Origin of the sequence: Streptomyces sp. NPDC005576 (assembly GCF_042871745.1) — a bacterium.
Classification (GTDB): domain Bacteria; phylum Actinomycetota; class Actinomycetes; order Streptomycetales; family Streptomycetaceae; genus Streptomyces.
The window spans coordinates 1-1309 of sequence record NZ_JBIAJC010000054.1 but is presented as its reverse complement, the minus strand read 5'-3'; the positions used below and the strand labels follow the sequence as shown (position 1 = coordinate 1309).

At 69.1% G+C, this 1309-nt stretch carries 1 protein-coding gene; it reads right to left on the bottom strand.

The genetic code is table 11. From position 1 onward, the window contains the following. Positions 1 to 40: 40 nt before the first annotated feature. Positions 41 to 1183, bottom strand: coding sequence for an IS30 family transposase (locus ACFYPN_RS33720; protein ID WP_389303722.1), 1143 nt, complete (start codon positions 1181 to 1183; stop codon positions 41 to 43). Positions 1184 to 1309 lie beyond the last annotated feature (126 nt).

Sequence of the window (1309 nt, the reverse complement as noted above, 5' to 3'; positions counted from 1 at the left end):
GGCGGTTTCTAGGGGTCGTCGCAACACGTGGTTGTGTTGATCAGGCCGCGAGTAGTTTATGCAGGCGCTCGGCTGGGGTTTCCCAGCCGAGCGTTTTGCGTGGGCGGCCATTGAGCTCGGCGGCGACGGCGACCAGGTGTTCGCGGCTGTGGGCGGACAGGTCGGTGCCCTTGGGAAAGTACTGCCGCAGCAGCCCGTTCGTGTTCTCGTTCGATCCGCGCTGCCAGGGACTGGCCGGGTCGCAGAAGTAGACCGGGACGTCGGTGGCGACGGTGAACGAGAGATGCGAGGCCATCTCGCTGCCCTGGTCCCAGGTCAGCGAGCGGACCAGGTGGCCGGGCAGGGTCTTCACGGTGGTCACCAGCGCGTCGCGGACATCCTCGGCGCTTCGGCCATCGGGCAGGTGCAGCAGCATGACGTAGCGGGTGGCACGCTCGACGAGGGTGCCGATGGCCGAGGCACCGTCCTTGCCGATGATCAGGTCGCCCTCCCAGTGGCCGGGCACCGCCCGGTCGTCCGCCTCCGCGGGCCGGTCGCTGATCATGACCATGGGGTCCTTGAAGCGGGGCTGACGCGAGTTCGCCTGCCGCTGAGGCCTGCGGCGGGTGCGTCCACTGCGCAGAGCGCGGGCCACCTCGCGGCGGAGTTCGCCCCGGCCCTGGACGTAGAGGGCCTGGTAGACGGTCTCGTGGACCACGTGCATCTCCGGCCGGTCGGGGAAGGTCATCCGCAGAGCCTGGCAGATCTGTTCCGGGCTCCACCGCCGGTCCAGGCCGGCCTGGACGAAGTCCCGCAGCTCAGGGTTTTCGCGGATCTTCCCCGGCTTGGGACGAGGCCGGCGGGCATCCGCGCGGGCCTGGGCGGCGTAGGGCCGGTAGTGCCACTGGCCGCGGGTCCCGTCCGTCCGGTTGCGGCTTATCTCCCGGCTGACCGTGGACGGACTGCGTCCCAGCTCGGCGGCTATCGCTCGGACCGTGGCCTTCTCCCGCAGCCGGTCGGCGATGTGAATCCGGTCCGCCTCGCGCAGGTACCGGGACGGACCGGAAGGCGGCACCACCGGTCGGACCGGCGGTACCGCCTTCTGCTTTCGGTCGGCGCTGCGGCCGTTGCGCCATCGGCGCCCGGTCTTCACGTTGATGCCGACTATCTGGCATGCGTGCTCGTTACTGAAGCCCTGCTGCATGAGCCGGAAGTATGTCTCCCGCTCACGCAGCAGCTTCTTCGGCCCCTGAGCCGTCCGGATCTCCCGGATCTTGAAGTCCACCGCATCCCCTGAGCTGGGGTGTTGCGACGACCACTAGAACCTAAG